Below are 17764 nucleotides of genomic sequence, written 5' to 3' on the forward strand. Positions count from 1 at the left end.
TAGTGTGATTTCCATTATAAAAGCTTCCAATAAAGGAGAGAAAGGGACTTTAACTCTTGACGTTGCAATAGAAGTGTATAGATCTAAAGGAATGATTTCAAAATGAAAAGAGACTATAGCAATATAAATTGCAGGTAAAAAAATAGCTATAATAAATCCTGCAAATCGTAATAAGCGAAAAAATGATGCAATGAGCCAATGTATATTATAATCATCTGGAGTCTGAAAAAATCCAATTAAATTCATTGGGACAATCATCGCACCAGGAGATCTATCAATTAACACTGCTACTTTTCCATCAAGTATATGATTAGAAATGGCATCAGGGCGTTCACTTAAATAAGCCTGTGGAAAAGGAGTCCAATTTTGATCCTTTGTAAAATTAGATAGTTCTCCAATGCTCAATATCGCATCCGTTTTAATTTTACAGATTCTAGTTTCTATTTCTTGGACCACATCTTCGTTTGCTACATCCCCTAAGTAAATTAAATAGACTAAAGAAGTGGCGCGTTCTCCAATTGTCAATTTTTTAATTTTCAATTCAGTAGAAGGAATATATCGACGAATTAAGCCTATGTTTTTTGTGGCATTCTCAATAAACCCATCATGTGAGCCTTTAATAGTAACTTCTGAAATTGGTTCTTGAATCGCTCTCTCTGCCCAACCTTTTGTATTTATTAGAAGGGACCTCTTTTCTCCTTCCATAAACAGTACACATTGTCCCTCAAGTAATCCTTCTTTAATTTCATTCCACGTATGTACTATTTTGGTATGAGTAGCAATAATATTAGAATTAAATATTTGGCTGTCCTCATTCACTTCTTGTAATAATGGTGTAACAACATTTCCTTTTAATGCAACACCATCTGTAAGGCCTTCAAAATAATATAGTAAAATATTCGTGTTTGTTTTTAATTGCAAAGGATGTTCGATTAAATCTGCACTAATATTAAAGATGTTATCTAATGTATTTTTAAGTTCTTTTAAGTTACTTGTTTGGATTTTTTCAATGGTTTTATCTGTCTTTGTTTCTAGGGTCTTTTCATTTAAGGACAAAATTGACACCTCTTTAATATATAACGATTAGTTGTAGTTATTATTTTTATATGTTTGAATTTTATTCACTAATTTAAACGGATTGAGATCAAGAATAACTAAAATTGAACTACTATATTATAAATTCAATAATTGAGAGTAAAAAAGTAGATGTAATTTGTGTAGAAATCTAAGTATCAAGATAGAAGTGAAATTTGAATGATTATAATAAAAAAGAACCCTTGATAGGTTCTTTTTAATAGTTGGTAAATATGTTGTCAACAATAGATGGCGATAAAGGTAGTAATTTAGATGTCTTTATGTTATTCAGCTGAATTTTGTAGGAAGAATTATTTTTTCATACCTCAATGCTCAATAAAAAAGGACATTTCATTTATTTGGGTGTTTTAGTGTATTTGAATTTTGCACGCTAACAAATTTTGTTTAGGGACAAAATGTGAAGTTTTATTCTGAAATAACAGAAAGTTAATGCGGCAAAATTCCTATTGGTAATTTGGATAGGTATCAAATATTCCTTTGGCCTTATTTTCTTGATATGACCGTACGTTTATATGTTTCTAAGGGAAAGAAATATTTTCATTTTTATTACCATCTATTGTTTGATTAAGATGGTAACACGAAAATGAAACGTTTACAACCAGAAAATAAAGAAAAAATATTAAAATACGACTTTTTTCGACAAATATTCCTATAAAACGTTTTGTAGGAATTAGAAATAACTAAATTAGTAATAATAGCTTAATATATTAAAGTGAAATTCAATGAATAAGAGTCCAAAGGCATGAATTTAAATGATAAAGTTATAATTTTCTTTTTTGAACTGTAAGTGTTTTACAAGCATAGTTAAACTTTAATCCAACTAGCATTTCTTCCTTTTGTCACTAGCTTAATATGGCCAAACAATTGCAAGGAATTTAAAGCCTTACTGATTGTACTCTCTGCTATGTCTGGATATGTGTTACGAATACACTCCTTAGTAAAGGGTTGTTTTTGTTTAAGTATAAAATCCTGAATTCTCTCCACTTTAGTATGCTTACATATAGAATCTAGAACTGTATTATGAAGATCTTTGTACGCCTCTAATATAATAGTTAAAAACGTTTTTAACCAAAAGCTACTATTATGTTCCTCGCAGTACCAATTTACCGAAGATTTATAAATCGAATTGTAATATTCAGATTCATTTTTCTTAATGTATTTATCCAGACATACATATTTTACAAATGTATTTCCACTCTTAATTAATAGCAATTGCATTAACATAAGTGCCAATCTGCCGTTACCCTGATTAAAAGGAACTATGCAATAAAAATTAAATATAAAACGAGCTATTAATAAAAGTGAATGATAGCCCTTACTAGAATTTAATGAGTTATATTGATCACATAATTGTTCCATTACTTGTGGAATAAGCTCATGTGGAAGAATGCGGTAACTATTTAAGTGCATTCCGTTTTCAGGAATACCTGGAATAGTAAACGGTTTTTCGCGCCATTTGGCACTGTCAGAGGTAAGGTAATGTATTAATTGAAAATGTAATTCCTGTATAGTCTCTGGATTGATTAATAAATCACAGGAATTCTTATGTACAAAAGTAAGTGTTTGATAAAAACAAAAGATAGCATCTTCCGAAATATTTTGAGGTACTATATCATCTAAAATAAGTTCTTTTAATCTTTTATTTGGGACTTTTATATCTTCATAGGTAGTAGTAAAGTTTTTTATGTAATGAAGTGGTATGGTTTTTTCTAAGCTAGTAAATATATCAGGATTTTGTTCCTGATAAGCAGCTAATTTTCCTTTTAATTCACTAATTTCACTGATTATATTTAATAGCCTCCTTTTTAATTCAATATTTTTATACTTGTCATCGAAAAAATTTCTCATTTTTATTCCCCCTGTAACCCCTTAACATGCTGTTACATAAATCTTTCCATTCTAAAGATAGTTTACAACATTATTTTGAAATAACAATATATTTATTTTGATTTTGAACTTATTTTAGAATCAAAATTGTTATTTAAATTTGATTAACGAGTTAGAACTTATGATTAATCATGTTTGAATAAAGAATGAATATACACAGATAGAAAATATAGTTTGACGTAAATTCCTTTTTATGAATTTACGAGATGAAAATATAATTTTAGAATTATTATTAGTGTAGTTTGCTGTATGATTGCTGGGAATTTACTAGAAAGTAACTAATTTTCACAAATAAAATAAAGAAATCTTAAAGAGGAATCAATAGGATCTAATTTGAATAGGCATAATCCTAACATTAAATGTGTAAATGTACAATAATTAAATGAAAAAAATATGAAAATATCGACTTTTTTCGACAAAATAAATTAGATAGAAAAACAATCTAATGTAAGAAAATTGTTGCTTTAGATGGTCTCTGCATTTCATAAATTAATATTGAAGGAATTATCAAATGATTTTTACGAGTAATAAAAGAGTAGATATATAGATTAAATTGTGACAATTATAAAGTTAGTATTCTCCATTTTCATTATTTAATTTAACAAATTTAATAATAGCAAGGTAACTTTTCTATATTTAATATAAGTATTTGATGGGTTATGCTCATAAAAAGTGTCATTTTCTATATATCCATGTAGCATTTAGTACTTGTATTGCGAAATATTTTGACATAAGTTAATTTAAATATTAGGTACAGAAACATTTTAAGGAAAAGAGTCAGTATAAAAGTACCCTGAAAAACGTTTCACCCTAAAAACGTTTTTCCTCAAGAGGTTTTCTCAGGAGCACTAAAGGTTTTTAATTTGTTTCTGTGCCTTATTAGATAAAAATAATATAATAAGTTATTTAGAAAAGGTGAAAAATTCCCCCATTATAAAGAACCTTTCATATCACTTAACGTCCGTATGGTCTAGTTAAAGTAGGAATTTAAAGAAAAGGAAAGGGCTAGATCTAGTTATAATTAGTGCAATAAATAGGGGGCTACTCAAATTTTTTTGTTTGATTTGGTAGGAGTAATATTTACGTTTGTTGGACTAGGTGTATTAAAGTGCATACCTTTTTGATTCAACCGATGAGGCGCTAATCAAGGATTTAATCATCTAGAATTTAGAAAGGTTAAATGTGGAACTGAAGTCTCTACTAAATTAGTAGAGACTAAAACAATCCCCTTAAATTGAACTATTCACTACTTAACGTCCTGTTAGATTGTTTGAAGTGTTAGTAGGAAAATCTAAAAATAAAAAAGGATATTCTACTCTTCTTTTATGTATATAAAACAAAGTGTAAGGTAAGTTCCAGATCCAAAGTGTTTTATTTAATATTCATTCAATCTCATGCGTACTACTTTTATTTTCTTAAGAGCATGTATTTGCGTGGATGCTCTTAAGAGAATAAAATGTCTAAAAAAATAAGTATAAGCATACATTTTAAAAATTGATATATCGTATATTATAAAAAACTCATTGTTCTTCAAATAACAAACAATACAATGTGAATGAAACTCTTAGAAGAATTTATATATAGAATTCACCTTAACTTAAAAACCACATTTTATGCAAAATTATATTTGCTGCTATAGAAGGGTGGGGGTTAACATGACCAAAACTGGGTGTAGGTTCGTATTCCTTGTAAAATAAGTGATTCTTTACTGTTTTCTCTAGTTGTATCTATTAATGATTCATCAGGCTTCCTTCCAGTGGAAGGGACATAAGTTGTTACTATCCTTGGAAATATATTAATAAACACCCATTCAAATTTATCGATATTTCTATTTCCAAATTCTAACGTTTCAATTGGCTTAATTGTATTTTCTCTATCAAAAAATTTTATTATGTAAAACCTTTTTGAGAGGTCACTACTATGTTCAATAGTCCAAATTAAATTTTCCATTTTCTTGATTTGCAACAAGTCCATTTCCAAAAATCCTTTCATACATAAATATAGCGAATGTTCCTATTCTATACTAAATATTTTTAAATTTAAATAGTTATCTTATACGATAGAATAAAAAGAAGTTAATACTCTAAAATTTATCTGAGAAAAGGACACACCTACGCATACATATGCTATAGGTGTGTCCTTTTTTAGTTGTTTATAAGTTTCCTACAGAGTTATTATGAAGTAAAGTTTCAACAGTTTCACCATAGTGAAGTGAGATTTATTTAAACCGTATATTAAGTTAATATGAATCGTATATTGGAATTGTACAATATATGTGTAAGGCGTTTCTGGAATTATATTATTTTGAAAATATAAACTTCAATATACCAAAAAGTAAGAATATTAAACCGTAATCGATATTTGGATTTTTTGTGAATCTTTATTGGTTTTTTATAAACTCTTTACTACATAATGTTACAAAATAGAATTAATTTGCTTAATTTAGCCCCATATCAGGTTAATAAATAAACTAAATATGTTTATGTTATTGAACTATTAATATATTAGTAGGTGATTTGTTCGTTTATCCCTATATTGCTATTATATTAGCGTAAACAATATATTGGGGGGACAAGTATGAATTTGAAATTAACATCTAAGTTAGAAAGATTAAGAAAAAGTAAAAAAGGAATTGGTGCTTGTGTTTTAGCTGCAGGAGTGACGGCAATTACAATGATTCCTCAAAGTGCATATGCACATGGGTTTGTTGAAAAGCCGAGTAGTCGTGCTGCTTTATGTAGTCAGAATTATGGAGCATTAAATTTAAATTGTGGAAATGTAATGTACGAACCTCAAAGTCTAGAAGCACCTAAAGGATTCCCAGATGGTGGACCGATTGATGGGAAAATTGCTTCGGCAGGAGGACTGTTTGGAGGGACTCTTGACCAACAAACATCAAATCACTGGTTCAAAAACACAATAAAGGGGGGAGCAAATACATTTACATGGAAATACACAGCGGCACATTCTACAAGTAAATGGCATTATTACATTACAAAAAAGGGATGGGATCCTAATAAACCATTAACACGTGCTGAATTAGAACCAATTGGAACTGTGAACCATGACGGTTCGGCCGCATCAAATAATTTAACACATACAATTAATGTACCAACTGATCGAAATGGTTATCATGTTATTTTAGCTGTATGGGATGTAGCAGATACGTCAAATGCGTTTTATAACGTAATTGATGTAAATTTAGTAAATAATGAAACTCCCGACACAGTAGCTCCAAGTCAACCAACGGGATTAAATGCGTCTAAAGTATCTGCCAATAGTGTTGAACTAACATGGAAGGCCTCTACTGATAATATAGGCGTAAAAGAATATCAAGTGTTACGTAATGGAGAAGTAATTGGGACGGTACCAGGTACAACTTTTACTGATAAAAAACTAAAAGCAAATACGGAATATACCTATACAATAAAGGCATTAGACGCTGCTGGAAACATATCAAAAGAAAGTGAAAAACTAAAGGCTAAGACAACAAATGAAATTCCAGATAAAGAGGCTCCGACTCAACCAAAAGGATTACATAGTATGAGTACAACAGCGACAACTGTTAATTTGATGTGGAGTCCGTCTGAAGATAATGTAGGTGTTGACCATTATATTGTATATAGAGAAAGCGCTGGGGTTATGAATAAAATTGGGGCAGCTGATAATACATCATTTATGGATAAAGATTTGAAGGCTAATACATCGTATAAGTATGTAGTGACGGCGGTTGATTTAGCTGGAAATGAATCTAGTAGAAGTGATGTTTTGAATGTAACAACAAAGTCAGGGGATTCCACATATGAAAAATGGGATGCAAGAAAGGCATATACTAAAGGTGATAGAGTAGTACATGAGGGAAAAGTGTATGAAGCGGTTCAAGATTATCAAGGGAACGGCGACTCAAATTGGATTTTTGCCCTATCACTTTGGAAGCCAGTTTTGAATAAATGATAAGCTGGAAAAGGTAGTTAACATTTTGGGATTTCTTTTTGAAAATTCAAGGTCGTTCCAAATACAGATTATCTAATGGTTTAAATGATATGTGAGTAAATTTAATCACCATCTTAATGTTTACGTAATGAAATCAAAAAAGAACCCCAATGGTATTCCATCAAAAAGGAATTCCATTGGGATTCTTTATTTTTTTAATTTGTAATAGCGTATATTTTCACTGTGAATTTGTTAGTGGCACCAATTGGACTTGCAATATAATATTTAGTATTTGTGTAGGCTTCAGTCCTAGATCCATGTGAAATATTTTTCCAAAGAGTAGAATCTGTACCTAGGGAAACGTCGATCATTACATTGAAAGAAATAGAAGAAGGATAATCTTTTTCTGAAGGTTCAATAACCCATTTTAATTCCTTAGTACCTACAGGTAAACTATCAATTTTAAAGTTTTGACTGGATCGGTTTTTTTGTCCGGATAAAGGACTAGATTCGGATGAAATCTGCGAAATTAATACTTCTTTTTCATTCGAATGTATACCATTTAATTTAATGATACTATCAATTAAACCTGGCCCAGGAAAATCAGCTGCGATGATACCAGAATGTTTAATTCCACCTTGTTGCAAGAGTTCGGTCCCAAGTGTATTCATACCACCATAATATACTTGTCCATTTTTATCGCGGGGGAAATCACTCCACGCATTAGTGAAATTCGTTTGAATCAACTTAGGATTACTATCAGTATTTCTGTTCTCTTTTCCACTTGCAACAAACCATGGATATACATTATTTAAAAATGCAGCTGCACCACCTGTACCGCTAAAATGGTTGAGATATATTTTTCCATTATTAAAGTTAGTATTTGCATTTTGTAGATGGGTTTTTACCGCATTCCATTTTCCATATATTTCGTCTGGACCGCTTCCAATTTCAAATTTATCTTGTATATTCAAACTTTCGTAATCAACACCGTAATATTGAGAGGATGTAAAGTTTTGTAAGATTACAATTTTACCCCGGATATCTCCTAAAGTAGGGTTGTTTCTATCTGTAGTTGGTACGGAATTAGGGTCCCAAAAATATGAAGCATTAACGTTTTTATATTTTAAAAATATCTCCTCAAATGATAGTGATCCACTTTCAGGAGTAGTTTCTTCTTTTAAGCGCATTAAAATTGTTTCTGTCGGATAATCTTTTAAAAATTGAATTGCCTCTTTTAATACATCTTCAAACACTGCTTTTTGATTTGCAATACCATGGTACATTGCAAAAGAATCTTTTACACGTTTAACACGCATATCTACATATCGAATTCCAGAGTTTAATTGTTGGGGTAGACTCATAGTTTGATTTCTTGTCAAATTTTCATCAAGAAAACTTGCGCCATGTAAAGCCATTGTACCGTGAGTCCCTGGAATAGATAATTCACTTAATTTTATTGAATTTGCTACTTTCGACATCCAAGCTGGATTTTGATAGCCTATATTGGATTCATAGGAATAACCGGGATGACTATCAGCAAAAATAGTAGATGGTGTACTTAAACTTACTAGTGTAAAACAAGTAAGGATGCTAATTTTAAAGAAGTTGTTCATTTTGTTCATTTTATCTCTCCTGACCTTTAAACAATAGTTAAAATAAGATGGTTTTTTACTATATTTATTGTTGTCATTCTTTAAATAATGAATTGTTGTATTTGAAAAAAATTAAAAAATAGGAGGTGTAAGTTATTTGAGACTTTAATAATTTGTTGTAATGAATTGTACCTAATAGCCAAACGGATTCTTAAAGAATCGAAGTATGGACTCGAAAAAACAACCTTTTATCGTATTGTATACAAACAAAACAGAAGCCTTAAAAAAGACTTCTATTTTATGACATATAATGAATGATAAGCTGGTTAACAAATCAAGATAATGTGACTGAGTGGTAAAAATCTATTAATAGCTGTTTCAGAATTTCTTATAACAAGGCTACTTAGGAAAAGTGGATCTCTACAATGCTAATAAAAATTTAAAAATTCTATTCATTAAAACTTAAACTAACTACAGTTGCGATAGATTGGGCTGCATGTTCCCAGCTGCCATCTATAACTTTCCCAATCTGCTGACCAAGTGCATTTAAATCATTTGGATTAACTGGGATCCCATTATAAGCAGCAAGAATTGATAAAAGTGGAGCAGCAAATGGTGTCCAACCACCTCTATCAATATTAAATACAGGCTTATCTATTACCTTTCCATCTTGCACTGTAAACTCATAATAAAATTGATCATCTGGACGAAAACTTAAATGATGAGAAATTTGTCCCTTAACATATGTTTTACCGCCACCTAAATTTACTACTTCAATTGGTTTTACATTAAATTCATGCTCAAATACTTTAATTTTTTTAACTTCTGGACCATTTAAGGCAGCCTTAACCGCTGTTTCCAAATTATTTTGTGCGAATGGTTGAATACTCATTTGTACCTCTTTTTGTTGGATAGGAGCCTCTTTTTCTGCAGCAAACACCGATGTAGTCGGTAGTGCACCTGTAGCTAATGTAGCTGCAAGTGCTGTCGTCATCATGATTTTTCTTTTCATCTTCATAGTTTTCTTCCTCCCTTAAAGTAATGATATATAATTTTTTAAAGACTGACATGGGGCAATATTTTATTTCATAATGCACGCAAAAACTAGGTTAAGAATTATGTCAGAAAATCAAAATTAATTATATATTCATTTACAATGATATCTATCTACACATGTTTTTTCAATTTTCTAACAAATGGCACAATAATAACTTTTCATAAGGTAATTTAGTGTTTCAATTCTCTCTATGCACGTTTTAAACAAATTAAAATCGGAGTGGTAATAATATATTTACAAGCAAATGTCGTATATAATTTGAGAAAAGTACACAATTTTTTTATAAAAAACTATAGGAATTATCGTTATATCGTTATCAAACTAAGTAAGATAAATAATAATATGATGAAGAGCTTCCAGTGATTCGCTATAAATTCACTGAAAAATGAGCATGACATCATACACTCATGCACGACAACTAGGATATCAAAGCTCCACTTTATAGCGAATGAGCTAATACGAATGAGATTGAAAAATTTTATTAGTGGCGTATAAAACTATAACAAATACTACAAATCAATTAAAAAATTTCAGTTATTCTGAATGCGAAGGGCACGTAATATTTATTGTGAACTGTAGTACTGATCAAGATTTTAGGAGGAAATATGAACAAAAAGACTAAAAGAATCATATTACTTATTAGTATTTTAGTAAGTTTTAGTATCTTTTTATATTCACAAAACAATTTAATAAGTATAACTGAAGTTAATATAACATCTAATAAAATCCCCTCTTCTTTTAAAGGTTTTAAAATTCTACAAATTTCAGATTTACATAATAAAAAATTTGGCGACAATCAAGAAACTTTAATTCAAAAAGTAAAAAGCATAAATCCAGATATTATTGCTATTACGGGTGATCTAATTGACAGTAAATCATACGATGCAGAAGTTAGTCTGGAATTAATACGAGGGCTTGTAAAGGAGTATCCTATATATTTTGTGACAGGAAACCATGAAAAATGGTCAGGAAAATATAATGATTTAGAGAAAGAGTTGAAGCAACATCATGTTACTGTTTTAAGAAATGAACATGTAAGTATTCAAATAGGGGGACAAGACATACATATACTTGGTATTGATGATCCGGAATTTGTTACTGGAAACCGTGATGAAGGAAATGTTGTAAAAGATGAAATTATAAAAGCGAAATTTGAAATGCAGCCGGATACATATAATGTATTACTATCCCATAGGCCTGAATTTTTAACAGAGTATGCTGATGAGCAAATAGATTTAGTGTTATCAGGGCATGCTCATGGAGGGCAAGTTAGATTGCCATTTATCGGAGGTTTAGTTGCGCCAAATCAAGGGATTCTCCCTACATATACAGCCGGTTTATATGAAAAACAAAATACGTCTATGGTAGTAAATAGAGGACTAGGTAATAGTATCATACCGCAAAGGATTTTCAATAGACCAGAACTTGTAGTCGTACAGTTAAATTGAACTGTACGATTTTTTGTATAGAAAAATAAGCCATATGTAATTTATACAAGTTAACATTACAATTTTGTTAAAAATTTTCTACGTTACATAAAGTAACAAAATTTGACCCAGAGAGTTTGTTATAGTGTAAATAATCAAAAAACTTAAAAATTAGTCGAGTGAAAAGTGTGATAAGTAATTCATGAAAAAACTTAAAGGGGTGTACACATGCATAAAGAATATGAAATTGAAGAGTATACGGCGATTGAGGAACAAATACATTATTATTGTAAATGTTTATTAGTAAGTCATCCTGATCAAATTATAAAGTATTTAGAAAAAAGGTTAGAAAAATATGCAGAAACATTACAATATGCCCATTTATATCCCGACACAGTTATATTACCGTTACAGCAATTAGTTATCGAATATTCTTTAGATGTTGCTAGAATTAGAAAATATATGAATTTAAAAACGTAAAATGAAATATATAATTTAAATGAAACAGAGTCGACTTTAAGAAATGATATTCTAATGTCGACTCTGTTTCATTGTTTAAGATTGAAAATACATACTAATCAATGAATTTTGACATATAATTACGCAAGAGTAAAATGAAAGTGAGTACTCACTCATTTTTGAAAAGGAGGAAGAATACGTGCAGCAACCTGCCATTATTTTACGGACTGTATCAAAAAGTTTTGGAAAAAAAGAAGTAATACACAATCTTTCATTGCAAGTTGAAAAAGCAGAGATATTTGGTTTAGTTGGGCCTTCAGGTTCAGGGAAAACGACTCTTATTAAATTGATTGCAGGTATTAATGAGGCAACAGAAGGTGAAGTGCTTGTTTACAACACGAACATGCCTAATTTAAATGAAATGAAAAGAATTGGTTATATGGCTCAGGCTGATGCATTATACGAAGAGCTATCAGCATATGAAAATGCAGATTTTATTGCAACGATGTATGGATTAAAGGGAAAACATAAAAAAGAAAGAATCGAAGAGGTTTTTGACCTTGTACAATTATCACAACATATAAGACAGCAAGTGCAGCATTTTTCAGGTGGGATGAAGAAGCGTTTATCATTAGCGATAGCACTCCTTCATGAACCTGAAATATTAATTTTAGATGAGCCAACAGTGGGGATAGATCCACTTCTTAGAAAAACAATCTGGGAAAAATTTTATGATTTGAAAAAGAAAGGCACAACTATTATTGTAACGACGCACATTATGGATGAAGCTGAGTTTTGTGAGCGTCTAGGGTTGATTAGAGAAGGAAAGCTAGTTGCGACTGGAATACCTGAAGAATTGAAAAAACGGGTATCATCAGGACGGATTGAAGATGTCTTTTTGTTGGAAGAGGTGGCCCTATCATGAGAGTTACTGGTGTAATCATTCGTATTATTCGCCAATTTTTTCGAGATAAACGTTCGTTAGCGATGATGTTTGGGGCACCCATATTATTACTTTGGTTATTGTCTCTAGTGTTTACACAAAAAGACTATGTACCGCATATCGCTGTAGTTGATGTGCCTGCTCCTATTGTAAAAACAATGAAAACTCAAGAAGCCTCAATTTATGAATACGGCAAAGAGACAGCAATTTCAGAGTTAGAACTGCAAAAGGTAGATGCAGTAATTTATTTAGAGAATGGGAAAATGAATCTTTTATTAGAAGGAAGTGATTCATCAAAAAATCGTGCTGTACTTCAAGTTTTACAAAAGAGTTCAGAAAAGAATGATGTATCAGTTATGAAGCCTGAAGTAAATTACTTACATGGCTCTAAAGACTTTACAATGTTTGATGGGCTTGGTCCCGTATTGATTGGTTTCTTTACATTTTTCTTTGTATTTATATTGTCTGGAGTTTCCTTTGTTAGAGAACGTTTAAGTGGTACATTAGAGAGGTTATTGTCCACTCCAGTGAGAAGATGGGAAATAGTTGTAGGATATATTATTGGTTTTGGAATCTTTGCATTTATACAATCAATTATAATCGTGAATTTTTCAGTTTATATTTTAGACTTGTATGTAGCTGGCTCCATATGGCTAACGCTACTTATTACATGCATGCTTTCTTTAACGGCATTAACTTTAGGGACGTTTTTATCAGCATACGCAAATAATGAATTTCAAATGATCCAGTTCATACCGCTTGTCATTGTGCCACAAATTTTCTTTTCTGGGTTGTTTCCAATCGAATCTATGAATAAGTGGCTACAAATGTTAGGGAAATTATTTCCACTCACATATGGAGCTGACGCAATGAGACAAGTGATGATTCGAAATCAAGGATTTACAGAGATCGCATTAGATCTTACTGTATTACTACTTTTTTCTCTATTATTTGCAATAGGGAATGTATTTGCATTAAAGAAACATCGGAAAATATAATGATGATACAAAGGGGCATTGTAGATGAAGAAGGATTGGCTGGATGAATTAATTGCCGCAACTAATACGGATAAACGAAATGAACGTCAAATGCGTATTTTAGAGGCAGCTGTTGATATGTTTGGAGAAAAAGGATATGCATCAACTTCTACAAGTGAAATTGCAAAGCGTGCTGGTGTAGCGGAAGGAACAATCTTCCGCTACTATAAAACGAAAAAAGATTTATTGTTAGCGGTCGTCATGCCGACATTAACGAAGTTTGCTGCGCCATTTTTCGTACAAGCCTTCGCAAAGGAAATATTTAAATCCGAGTATGAATCATATGAAGGGCTTCTAAGAGTTGTTATTCATAATAGATTTGAATTTGCAAAAAAGCATTTTCCAATGATAAAAATATTAATTCAAGAAGTGCCATTTCAGCCAGAATTAAAAAATGAAATACAACATTTAGTAGAAACAGAATTACTTTCACATTTTAAAAAGTTAATTGTAAAGTTTCAAGAGGAAGGGGAGATTATTGAAATACCGCCATCTTCTGTATTACGTCTTACTTTATCAGCTGTATTAGGTTTACTATTAACAAGGTTTTTATTATTGCCTGAAGAAAAATGGGATGATGAAGTGGAAATTGAAAATACGATTCAATTTATATTGTACGGATTAACACCACGGAGGTAATGTGATGCGCCAATTTGCTAAACCGAAAATTATTGTAAGTAAATGTTTAGAATTTGATGCCTGTCGTTATAATGCAGAGATGATTCCAGATGTAACAATACGAAATTTGCAACCATTTGTTACATTTATCCCGGTTTGTCCAGAAGTAGAAATTGGTTTAGGAGTACCTCGCGAAACGATACGAATGGTAGAAGAAAATGGCGTAAATAGACTTGTGCAACCGTCGACACGAGAAGATGTAACTGAAAAAATGGAGCAATTTTCAAATGACTTTTTACAAACGATATCCGATGTGGATGGTTTTATTTTAAAGAATCGTTCGCCAAGTTGTGGTACGCGCGATGTGAAAATTTATTCTGGTTTTGAAAAAGCGCCAGTAAAAGGAAAGGGATCTGGCTTATTTGGCGGAGCAGTAATAAAAAAATTTTCGCATCTTCCAATTGAAGAAGAGGGTAGATTGTCGAATTTTATTATTAGAGAACATTTCTTTACAAGACTGTTTACAATCGCGCATTACAAAATGATTAAACATACTAAAAACATAAAAGAACTCGTATCATTTCAATCAGACTATAAGTATTTATTTATGGCATATAATCAAGTGAAACAAAAAGAATTAGGGCGTATTATTGCAAATCAAAAAAATGAAACGATTGAAGTTGTATTTGATAAGTATGAGAAGACTTTATATGAATTATTTATGCGCACCCCCCGCTATACATCGAATGTAAATGTATGTGAGCATATTTTTGGATATTTTAAAACAAAGTTGAAAAAACAAGAAAAAGATCATTTTTTAGATTTGATACAAAAGTATATAGAAAAGAAAGTCCCGCTTAGTAGCTTACTTACAATTTTAAAATCATGGGCCATTCGATTTGACGATAAGTATTTATTAAGACAAACATATTTTGAACCATACCCTGAAGCTTTAGTAGAAATTTCGGATTCGGGAAAAGGTAGAGATTATTAAACAATAAATTACATAATTCGACACAAAACTTCCTATGTTGTTGTAGAACAATGTAGGAATTTTTTTGTGCATTGGTACAGAATCTGTTTTAAAATTAAGTTATGACAGAATTATAGAAATTATCTAACTAATATTCGTGTCTTTTAAGAAGCAATGTTTGTAGTAGAAACTCGCACGCTGTCGAAACTCAATATTCGATAAGGGGTGTGTAGCGGAATGGAATTTACTCTAACTCGCGAAAAACAAATGATTAAAGAAATGGTACGTGACTTTGCTGAAAAGGAAATCGCACCGAAAGCTGTGTATTATGACAAAACTGCGGAGTTTCCATATGAAACATTTCAAAAAATGGGCGAACTAGGATTATTAGGTATCCCATTCCCTGAAGAGTATGGAGGTTCAGGTGGCGATACTGTATCGTACGCATTAGCAGTTGAAGAAATTGGTCGTGCTTGTGGTGGGACAGGATTAAGTTACGCTGCAACAATTTCATTAGGTGCTTCTCCAATTTATTATTTCGGTACAGAAGAACAAAAACAGAAATATTTAGTTCCAATGGCGTCAGGTAAAACATTAGGTGCTTTCGGATTAACTGAGCCGAACGCTGGATCTGATGCAGGCGGCACACAAACGAAAGCTGTGTTAGATGGAGATGAATATGTTATTAGTGGTGAAAAGTGTTGGATTACAAATGCAGAGTATGCAAATACAATTATTGTAACCGCTATCAATGGTGTTGAAGATAATGGTAGAAAACGTATTTCGGCATTTATCGTACCGACTACAAGTGAAGGATTAACGATCTCAAGTCCTTACGATAAGATGGGTGTTCGTGCTTCTAATACATGTGAAATCGTACTTGATGGTGTACGTGTACCGAAAGAAAATATTCTTGGTGATGTAAATAAAGGATTTAAACAATTCTTATATACACTTGATGGAGGACGTATTTCAATCGCAGCATTAGCAGTAGGTATTGCACAATCTGCATTTGAACGTGCGCTGCAATATGCGAAAGAACGTCAACAATTTGGAAAGTCAATCTCTAATTTCCAAGCGATTCAATTTAAATTAGCTGATATGGCGACTGAAGTAGAACTTGCACGTAATTTAGTACATAAAGCGGCTTGGTTAAAAGATAATGATAAACCTTTCGGTAAAGAAGCGGCTATGGCAAAGTTATTTGCATCTGAGGCGGCTAGTCGTATTGCAAATCAAGCGGTACAAATTCATGGTGGATACGGCTATATGCGTGAATATGAAGTGGAACGACATATTCGTGATGCAAAACTATTAGAAATTGGTGAAGGAACTTCTGAAATTCAACGTCTCGTAATTGCAAGACATTTAGGATGTAGATAAAAAGGAGGAATCACTATGTTTCAAAAAATATTAATTGCTAATCGCGGGGAAATCGCAGTTCGTATTATGAAAACTTGTCAAAAACTTGGCATTCGCACTGTTGCTATTTATTCTGAGGCTGATGAAAATGCCCTACATGTAAAAATGGCAAATGAAGCTTACTTAGTAGGTGGACCGCGTGTCCAAGAAAGCTATTTAAACCTTGAAAAAATTATTGAAATAGCTAAGAAGACAAATGCTGAAGCAATCCATCCGGGATATGGATTATTATCAGAGAATCCATCCTTTCCGGTTCGCTGTAGAGAAGAAGGAATTGTATTTATCGGTCCATCTGAAGAAATTATTACGAAGATGGGAAGCAAAATCGAATCTCGTATTGCAATGCAAGCTGCAGATGTCCCAGTAGTTCCAGGTATTACTACAAATATTGAAACTGCCGAAGAAGCAATTGAAATTGCAAAACAAATTGGTTATCCATTAATGCTGAAGGCATCCGCAGGCGGCGGAGGCATTGGAATGCAGTTGATGGAAACTGAGCAAACGCTCACCAAAGCATTTGAAAGTAACAAAACAAGAGCACAAAACTTCTTCGGTAACGGAGAAATGTATTTAGAGCGCTATATTGCAGATGCACATCATATTGAAATTCAGCTTTTAGCAGATACACATGGTAACACAGTGTATTTATGGGAGCGTGAATGTTCCGTGCAGCGCCGAAATCAGAAAGTAATTGAAGAAGCACCTTCACCATTTTTAGATGAAGGTACGCGAAAGGCGATGGGAGAAGTTGCTGTACAAGCTGCTAAAGCTCTAGGCTATACAAATGCAGGTACAGTTGAGTTTCTTGTAGATGATCAGAAGAACTTTTATTTCTTAGAGATGAATACGAGATTACAAGTAGAGCATCCAGTTACAGAAGAAATTACTGGTTTAGATCTTGTAGAACAACAACTTTTAATTGCATACGGTGAGAAACTATCATTTACACAAGATGATGTAAAACGTAGTGGTCATGCCATTGAGGCACGTATTTATGCAGAGGATCCGAAAACTTTCTTCCCATCACCTGGGAAAATTACAGATTTAACGCTTCCATCAAATGTACGTATTGATCACTTTTTGGAGAATCAAGTCACGATTACACCTTTCTACGATCCAATGATTGCGAAAGTCATTGCTCATGGTGAAACTCGTGAAGAAGCAATTTCAAAATTACATGATGCTTTAGAAGAATTAAAAGTAGAAGGTATTAAAACAAACACGCCAATGCTACTTCAAGTATTGGAAGACGATGTGTTTAAAAGTGGTATTTATACAACGGGTTTTGTAACGAAACAACTTGTTAAAAAATAAGATT

14 protein-coding genes are annotated in these 17764 nt (G+C 31.9%); 9 read left to right on the forward strand and 5 right to left on the reverse strand.

Annotated features, from left to right (window positions below):
- From ILT06_RS23095 to ILT06_RS23105, 3 genes are all read right to left on the reverse strand, one after another.
- The coding region (locus ILT06_RS23095) for a spore germination protein (protein WP_222655576.1) at positions 1–1056 on the reverse strand (1056 nt) is incomplete at its 3' end.
- An 843-nt stretch (positions 1057–1899) separates the two neighbouring features.
- Positions 1900–2943 carry a Fic family protein gene (locus tag ILT06_RS23100; RefSeq protein WP_064475276.1) on the reverse strand — a complete coding sequence of 348 codons (1044 nt, stop codon included), beginning with the start codon at positions 2941–2943 and terminating at the stop codon, positions 1900–1902.
- 1689 nt (positions 2944–4632) lie between these two features.
- Positions 4633–4956, reverse strand: coding sequence for a hypothetical protein (locus ILT06_RS23105; RefSeq protein WP_064475277.1), 324 nt, complete (start codon positions 4954–4956; stop codon positions 4633–4635).
- Between the two features lie 603 nt (positions 4957–5559).
- Here ILT06_RS23105 and ILT06_RS23110 point away from each other — a divergent pair.
- Positions 5560–6936, forward strand: a complete 1377-nt coding sequence (locus ILT06_RS23110; RefSeq protein WP_064475278.1) for a lytic polysaccharide monooxygenase — start codon at positions 5560–5562, stop codon at positions 6934–6936.
- Between the two features lie 194 nt (positions 6937–7130).
- On the opposite strand, the gene ILT06_RS23115 is transcribed toward ILT06_RS23110, so the two are convergent.
- Positions 7131–8540: a phosphatidylinositol-specific phospholipase C gene (locus ILT06_RS23115; RefSeq protein ID WP_154131482.1), complete on the reverse strand. Its 1410-nt coding sequence runs from the start codon at positions 8538–8540 to the stop codon at positions 7131–7133.
- Positions 8541–8958: 418 nt separating this feature from the next.
- Positions 8959–9528 (reverse strand): hypothetical protein, encoded by a 570-nt coding sequence (locus tag ILT06_RS23120; RefSeq protein ID WP_064475280.1) that lies wholly within the window; start codon positions 9526–9528, stop codon positions 8959–8961.
- A gap of 644 nt (positions 9529–10172) precedes the next feature.
- On the opposite strand from ILT06_RS23120, the gene ILT06_RS23125 reads away from it, so the two are divergent.
- The 8 genes from ILT06_RS23125 to ILT06_RS23160 all read left to right on the forward strand — a co-directional run bounded on the left by ILT06_RS23125 (position 10173) and on the right by ILT06_RS23160 (position 17760).
- On the forward strand, positions 10173–11015 hold the full coding sequence (locus ILT06_RS23125; RefSeq protein WP_064475281.1) for a metallophosphoesterase: 843 nt from the start codon (positions 10173–10175) through the stop codon (positions 11013–11015).
- A 207-nt stretch (positions 11016–11222) separates the two neighbouring features.
- Positions 11223–11474 (forward strand): hypothetical protein, encoded by a 252-nt coding sequence (locus tag ILT06_RS23130; protein WP_000548621.1) that lies wholly within the window; start codon positions 11223–11225, stop codon positions 11472–11474.
- Between the two features lie 178 nt (positions 11475–11652).
- Positions 11653–12378 carry an ABC transporter ATP-binding protein gene (locus ILT06_RS23135; protein ID WP_064475282.1) on the forward strand — a complete coding sequence of 242 codons (726 nt, stop codon included), beginning with the start codon at positions 11653–11655 and terminating at the stop codon, positions 12376–12378.
- A complete protein-coding gene (locus ILT06_RS23140) occupies positions 12375–13394 on the forward strand; it encodes an ABC transporter permease (protein ID WP_064475283.1) in 1020 nt (339 codons plus the stop codon). Before ILT06_RS23135 ends, ILT06_RS23140 begins: the two co-directional genes overlap by 4 nt.
- A gap of 24 nt (positions 13395–13418) precedes the next feature.
- Positions 13419–14072, forward strand: coding sequence for a TetR/AcrR family transcriptional regulator (locus ILT06_RS23145; protein WP_064475284.1), 654 nt, complete (start codon positions 13419–13421; stop codon positions 14070–14072).
- A gap of 4 nt (positions 14073–14076) precedes the next feature.
- On the forward strand, positions 14077–15045 hold the full coding sequence (locus tag ILT06_RS23150) for a YbgA family protein (protein WP_064475285.1): 969 nt from the start codon (positions 14077–14079) through the stop codon (positions 15043–15045).
- A 216-nt stretch (positions 15046–15261) separates the two neighbouring features.
- Positions 15262–16407 carry an acyl-CoA dehydrogenase gene (locus ILT06_RS23155; RefSeq protein WP_000397276.1) on the forward strand — a complete coding sequence of 382 codons (1146 nt, stop codon included), beginning with the start codon at positions 15262–15264 and terminating at the stop codon, positions 16405–16407.
- A 15-nt stretch (positions 16408–16422) separates the two neighbouring features.
- The gene (locus tag ILT06_RS23160) at positions 16423–17760 is read left to right on the forward strand and encodes an acetyl-CoA carboxylase biotin carboxylase subunit (protein ID WP_000486754.1); all 1338 of its coding nucleotides are present in this window, start codon (positions 16423–16425) and stop codon (positions 17758–17760) included.
- The last annotated feature ends 4 nt before the right edge of the window (positions 17761–17764 follow it).

It is taken from the genome of Bacillus sp. 17RED48 (assembly GCF_019837545.1).
Taxonomy (GTDB): Bacteria; Bacillota; Bacilli; order Bacillales; family Bacillaceae_G; genus Bacillus_A; species Bacillus_A wiedmannii.

Bases quoted from the DNA above. Each gene is read 5' to 3' on its own strand.
- ILT06_RS23110 (WP_064475278.1), top strand. From the start codon at position 5,560: ATGAATTTGAAATTAACATCTAAGTTAGAAAGATTAAGAAAAAGTAAA.
- ILT06_RS23140 (WP_064475283.1), top strand. From the start codon at position 12,375: ATGAGAGTTACTGGTGTAATCATTCGTATTATTCGCCAATTTTTTCGA.
- ILT06_RS23160 (WP_000486754.1), top strand. From the start codon at position 16,423: ATGTTTCAAAAAATATTAATTGCTAATCGCGGGGAAATCGCAGTTCGT.
- ILT06_RS23105 (WP_064475277.1), bottom strand. From the start codon at position 4,956: ATGGACTTGTTGCAAATCAAGAAAATGGAAAATTTAATTTGGACTATT.
- ILT06_RS23115 (WP_154131482.1), bottom strand. From the start codon at position 8,540: ATGAACAAAATGAACAACTTCTTTAAAATTAGCATCCTTACTTGTTTT.
- ILT06_RS23100 (WP_064475276.1), bottom strand. From the start codon at position 2,943: ATGAGAAATTTTTTCGATGACAAGTATAAAAATATTGAATTAAAAAGG.
- ILT06_RS23130 (WP_000548621.1), top strand. From the start codon at position 11,223: ATGCATAAAGAATATGAAATTGAAGAGTATACGGCGATTGAGGAACAA.
- ILT06_RS23155 (WP_000397276.1), top strand. From the start codon at position 15,262: ATGGAATTTACTCTAACTCGCGAAAAACAAATGATTAAAGAAATGGTA.
- ILT06_RS23150 (WP_064475285.1), top strand. From the start codon at position 14,077: ATGCGCCAATTTGCTAAACCGAAAATTATTGTAAGTAAATGTTTAGAA.
- ILT06_RS23125 (WP_064475281.1), top strand. From the start codon at position 10,173: ATGAACAAAAAGACTAAAAGAATCATATTACTTATTAGTATTTTAGTA.
- ILT06_RS23145 (WP_064475284.1), top strand. From the start codon at position 13,419: ATGAAGAAGGATTGGCTGGATGAATTAATTGCCGCAACTAATACGGAT.
- ILT06_RS23120 (WP_064475280.1), bottom strand. From the start codon at position 9,528: ATGAAGATGAAAAGAAAAATCATGATGACGACAGCACTTGCAGCTACA.